5 protein-coding genes are annotated in these 5,638 nt (G+C 64.2%); all 5 read left to right on the plus strand.

Annotated features, from left to right (window positions below; translation table 11 throughout):
* On the plus strand, positions 1-633 hold a 633-nt coding region (locus tag E1281_RS41540), incomplete at its 5' end, for a hypothetical protein (protein WP_207943726.1).
* A gap of 19 nt (positions 634-652) precedes the next feature.
* Positions 653-1,204 carry a hypothetical protein gene (locus E1281_RS36830; protein ID WP_207943727.1) on the plus strand — a complete coding sequence of 184 codons (552 nt, stop codon included), beginning with the start codon at positions 653-655 and terminating at the stop codon, positions 1,202-1,204.
* A 222-nt stretch (positions 1,205-1,426) separates the two neighbouring features.
* Positions 1,427-1,891, plus strand: a complete 465-nt coding sequence (locus tag E1281_RS36835) for a hypothetical protein (RefSeq protein ID WP_131884328.1) — start codon at positions 1,427-1,429, stop codon at positions 1,889-1,891.
* 384 nt (positions 1,892-2,275) lie between these two features.
* On the plus strand, positions 2,276-2,869 hold the full coding sequence (locus E1281_RS36840) for a hypothetical protein (protein WP_131884329.1): 594 nt from the start codon (positions 2,276-2,278) through the stop codon (positions 2,867-2,869).
* 78 nt (positions 2,870-2,947) lie between these two features.
* Positions 2,948-5,086 (plus strand): DUF6801 domain-containing protein, encoded by a 2,139-nt coding sequence (locus E1281_RS36845; protein ID WP_131884330.1) that lies wholly within the window; start codon positions 2,948-2,950, stop codon positions 5,084-5,086.
* Positions 5,087-5,638: the final 552 nt, after the last annotated feature.

Below are 5,638 nucleotides of genomic sequence, written 5' to 3' on the forward strand. Positions count from 1 at the left end.
CCCGAACCCGAGTCCGAGCGCGCGGAAGCGGAGGCGGAGGCCGAGGAGCCCGAACCCGAGGCGGAACGGGAAGCCGGTGACCAGGCGGAGGACGGGGAGCCGGACGAGCCCGCCCCGCGCCGCCTGTCCAGGGACCCGCTGGTCCGGGTGGCCTCGCTGGTGACGCTGATCGCGATGGCCGCGGCCGCCTGGTTCGGCTGGTCGTACCAGTCGGCGTCGGGTAATCCCGACCTGGCCTACGCCGCCGAGCGCGACAAGGTCCTCGCGGCCGCCGACCAGGCGATCGTCAACCTCAACACCCTCGACCACCGCAACGTGGACGCCGGGTTGAAGGTCTGGCAGGACTCGACGACGGCCGAGCTCTACGACGAGATCGTCAAGGGCCGCTCGCGGCTCGAGAGCGAGGTGAGGAAGGCCGAGACGACGAGCACCGCGAAGATCCTCGAATCCGGTCTCACCGAACTCGACACTCGCGCCGGAAAGGCGGGCGTCATCGCCGGCGTCCGCATCACCATCACCGGCGCCGAAGGCAAGCCGTCCGACAACATCCGCCGTTTCGCCGGCCAGCTCACCAAGACGTCGTCCGGCTGGAAACTGTCGGCGCTCGGCCAGGCCCCGACCGGCACGCCCTGACCGGGGGAGGAGAGATCGAATGGCAGTGATCAGCACTATCGGCCGAGCTTTTCCCCGCACTGCGCGTATCCGCCTGGTAGTCCTTCTCGGCGCGCTGACAATAGCGTTGGGCGGCGTGGCAGCATGGTCGGCCGTCGAAGAGAGCACCTTGCAGGGAGCCGCCTCCGCAGACAACGCCGCACTGAGCGACAATGCCCGCACCAGTGAGGTCAAAGGCCAGATCACAACGGCCGTGAACACCGTGTTCTCCTACAACTACGCAGACGTCGCCAAGACCGAGAAGGCTGCCAGGGAACTCCTCACCGGAAAGGCGGTCCAGCAGTACGGACAGCTTTTCGCGCTGGTCCGCAAGCAGGCTCCCGAGCAGAAGCAGGTTCTCACCACAACGGTCACCGACTCGGCGGTGAAATCACTCACCGGTGACCGCGCCCGCCTGCTCGTCTTCGCCGACCAGCGCAACACCCGCACCGACAAGAACGAGACGAGTTACTCCGCCGCCGTCTTCGCGGTGGACGCCGTCCACGCCGACGGCAAATGGAAGATCGCCACCATCGACACCCTCGGCGCCTGACGAACCGGACCCGGAAGCGGATCGGAGGACCACCGGCATGCGAAAGCCCACCCGGAGGGCCGTGACCACCACTGCCGCCGCGGCCACCGCAGTCGCCCTCACGGCCAACCCCGCCTCCGCGGCGCCCGCCAACTGGACGGTCACTCCCGGTGGCGCCGTCACCTGGGCCGATACCCGGCCCCTGATGGCCTCGAACATGGACAGTGGAGTAAGCCCATTTGTGTGCCCGAGCTCGGTGGTCAGCGGCACCATGCCGGGTGGTGCCGGGCTGCCCGGTACGGGTATCGCCACACTGACCAGTGTGATGTTCGACGGCTGCCGCGCCACAATGGGGTTCGACACACCATCACGGCTGACAATCTTCCGTGGTCGTTCAATGCCATCGGTTACAACGCTGCCACGCAAGTGGCCACCGGTACTCTAACCGGTTTCGCGGTGACGGTCAGTCATTTTGGATGCACGTACACGATCGGCGCTCCCGGTGGAGGGTCTGGCACGATCTCGGCAACCTACACGAATGCAAACCCCGACATTGGAATTAGCACTATCGACCTGAGCGGCACCAATCTCGAGATCCAGGCGACTTCCGGCGCCGGGTGTGGTGCCCTGTACGAGCCAGGCCATGACATCGCGTTCCATGGCCAGTACGGGGTGGCACCACCGGGCCAGACGATCACCAGCCCTTGATGTAAGGATGGGGCAGCGAGTGACAAGTAAGCTTGATCGGACACTAAGGAGATGACAATTTTATGGATGATCTGGAGAGTGCTGCGAAGAGAATCTCTCCTTTCTCTTGAAGTGCACCCTACTGGCAAGTACATTATGAGAAGAGTACGGCAGGACCGGGTGGTCTTGTGGTGAAGCCGAAGAAGTTCTGCTTCCGGGGTTCTGCTCCCATCGACCTGGAGGAGTTTGTTCTGTAGAACGCGGTCAGTGTCCCTACGAGTAGAAGAAGCCACCCCCCGCGAAGGGAAAAGAACTGACATGCGAAAGATCACCCGAACGGCCCTGACCGCCACCGCGGTCGCGGCCACCACCGTCGCTCTCACCGCGTCCCCCGCCTCGGCGGCCGTGACCAGCGTCGACATCGACCCCACCGGTAGCAACATCTCCATCACCGCAACCAACGTCGGGAACGTCATCGGCGCCAATGACCGCACCGGAGCGGCCCTGGTCTGCACGAGCCTGGTGGCCCAGGGCGAGATTCCGAGTGGAGGCCCTGGGCTGTCCCCCACCGGTATCGCCAAGGTGACGAGCGTGACCTTCTCCGGGTGCACGGTCCTCGGCAACCCGGCCGTCGCGACGGCGAACGTGTCTGCCGCCAATCCGTGGATGCTCGACGTCACGGACGTGACTTCGGGAGGAGAGACACCCGGTCAGTTGAGGGGAGTCGACATCCACATCTCGGTACCCGCTCTCGGTTGTGAGTCCGACGCCAACGGCGCCGGCACCGCCGTCGGAATCCTCCCGGGCATCCACGTCGACCGCTCGGGTCCCGGCGCACCCAGCCAGCTCAAGCTGCCGCCGCCGCCCAACCAGGGCGACAACATCGAGTTGGAGAACGTCAACGACGACTGCCCCGACGACATCGCCGCCGACGGCGACTCCGTCTCGGTCGCCGGCAACCTCGAGATCACGCCGGGTCTGACGGTCCTCGCCACCTGAGGCAAGGGACGGCCGTGACCGAAGCCGCACCCGGGCGCCTGCCGCCCGGGTGCGGTTCCCATAGATCAAGGATGTGAAATGCACCAGGTGTTCAAAGGCGTCGCGCGGATCGCGGCGATCGCGGCCCTCACTGTGAGCGGCGGCGCGTTGGTGGCTGTCCCGCCGGCGATCGCGGACATCGGTGCCGACATCGAGTTCGTGTGTTCCGGCAAAGCCGGAACACATGAAGTGGCCCTGCGGATCGATACGACCGTCCCGACGTCCGGGACCGTCGGCCAACCGATCCAACTGGGTACCATCAAGATCGACGTCGCCCTCCCCTCCGGGCTGGTGAAGGAGGTCGGGGCGAGTTCTCCGAGTGGAGCGTCGTCACCGCCGGTGACGGGCGTCGCCCCATCGTCTGCTCCTTCTCCCGCTCTCGGAGGGGTTGCGGAGATCAAGGTCGCCGTTCGTGAGCCGGGCGGCGACCGGCGTGGCGGATGGCCGGCATTCGCGCTGGCGGCCGCACCGCCACGTGGTGACGAAGCCGTGCACCTGACCGGCAGCGGGGTGGCACCCCCGGTGGTCCCCAGATCGCCTGGCGGGCTCTCCTGGTCTGCCGGGGAAATGGCCCTGTCGCTGGCGCCTGAGGGCACGACGGCAGGGAAGGACGCGGCGGAACTGGCGCTGCGTTGCGTGGCGGAAAAGGAGACAGCGCTCGGAACCGTACGAGTGCGGCGTGGGGAGAGTGCCTCCGCTCCCGGTACGTTGAGCGCCCCGAACCGTCAGGCCACCGCTGCGCAGGAAAACCTTTGCGAGGAACTCCCACCCGCGAGGACCGATCCCCGGTACGCCATCAACTACGACGATCCTGAGCTGGCGGAGATCTATGAGTCCCCGTCACCTCCCGACGGAGTGCAGGTACTCCGTGGAAACGGGACTGCGTATTGCGCCAAAGCGACCGGATTCGTCAATATCAAAAAGACTGGGAACGCCGTCCCGGTTGCTTTGGAAAATTCTTTGCGAGTGTTGACCGAAATTCACAGTGGTAACATATTCTCCGGGCCGAACTATTACGAACCTCGTGGGTACTTCATTAACAAGACCTACAGGACTCCCGCGACCGTCCTGGGCTTCGGATTCATGCCGACACGGGCCGTGGCGGAAACCGTCCAGATCGGTACTCCTGGATCAGGGGAGAATGATCCGATCACAGGGAATCTGCGGGTCATGCAAATGCTTGATCTGGATTCCTCCCTGCCGGGTGCACCAAGGCAGGAGCTCCGCGCCAAAGCCTACGTTCGAGTGAAAGCGGGGCAGGCCGAGGTGAACGGGGTCCCTCTCGACCTGGGCGACAAATGCATGACAAGTCCCACGCTGTTCTCCGCGCGCGGGTCCCTGGGGACTCGGAGAAGCGGGCCGACGACGTACCTCGAAGGCCAGACGGTCGTCGCCGAAGACATCGAAGTCCCCGCCTTTTCCGGCTGTGGAGTGGGTGAAGATCTCAGTCCGATCCTCACTGCTACCGTGTCCGGGTCGGGCAACTACGCGAATGCCGAATCGGGACAATGGTGCATCGTCCGATCAGGAACCAATTGCGTGGACGGTGCCGGCCCGCTTCCCGAAACCTTTACCGTCAAGCCGGGCGGAAACATCACTGCTGTCGCGGAGCCGTTCATCCTCAACCGGTCGACGGCACCTTCCGGTGGCCAGTTCAGGTGCGATTCGGCGACCATGCGGTTCCATACGGACCGTGCGCACTGGCAGTCGCGTTTCAGACTGGCCAAGGGCGGCATGTCCCTGGAGGGATGTGAGGTCCAGGCGTCGGATGGCAATGTGCATCAAGTGATCGGCGATGTCACCCAGGAAGGCTCGCTGTGGCTGAACATGGTCAGCACAAGAGACGATGGTCTGCTGGAAGCGAGAATAAATGGTGTGATGCTCAACGTGCCGGTTAATTTCAACGGCACTCGGTGCACGCTGCGGATAGCGAACCGGCTGACCGACCTCTTCGGCATCAATCTGATGGAAGGTCCTGGGGAGATGACCGGGACCTATGACAACACGGCCAAGATCTTCTCCATGAGGACGCCGACTGCGTTGGATATCTCGCCGGAAACAACGTGCAATATTCCGGGGTTCACGGGCGCCCGGAGTTTCCAATCCGGGAAGGTGGATGTCAAATTCCCTTCGGAGTTGGAGATCATCTCTTCGGAACGGCAGATCACTTCGCCCTGACCGGACGAGTGTGTCGTGAGCTGATTTTCCGACGTGCCCCGGATCCGGGCCGGGAGTCTCCAGGATCGGCCGCCCCGCCCGCACTGCCCGGGTGTGGGCGCGGCTAGGCCGATTCGCTGCAGGCGTCACCGGTCGGCGGCGAGCGCGATGGTTCCGTCTCTGTTCCCGTCAACCCCCAACAAGGGTCGGATTGCCTCGGGCACTGCGCGGCCGGTGACAATATCGACCGCATGCAGACACTCGTTCTGGCAGTCGATAACAAAGGCAGAAAGATCTTCATGTTTGTGGGTTGGGATGTATTGATCGGTCTTTGTTTCGGTATTAACCTCCGATGAGGAATCAAGGATTTTTCGTCGGGGATCCGCTTCACGGTTCCGCGTCGGTCGAGGGTCACGCTGTGGCCGTCCGGCGCTCTGTGTCCATTTCTACCGGTACCAGAAAGGATGGACTGGTGAAGTTCACTCGTTTCCGGAGGCGTGGTCTCCGGCTGGCGGTTCCGGCCGTGTTCGGCGCTGCGCTGCTGGCTTTCGGGATGGCGTCGCCCGCTGCGGC

The organism is Actinomadura sp. KC345 (genome assembly GCF_004348515.1).
Classification (GTDB): Bacteria; Actinomycetota; Actinomycetes; order Streptosporangiales; family Streptosporangiaceae; genus Spirillospora.

Coding starts and splice junctions, on each gene's coding strand:
- E1281_RS36830 (WP_207943727.1), top strand. CDS start 653: ATGGCAGTGATCAGCACTATCGGCCGAGCTTTTCCCCGCACTGCGCGT.
- E1281_RS36845 (WP_131884330.1), top strand. CDS start 2,948: ATGCACCAGGTGTTCAAAGGCGTCGCGCGGATCGCGGCGATCGCGGCC.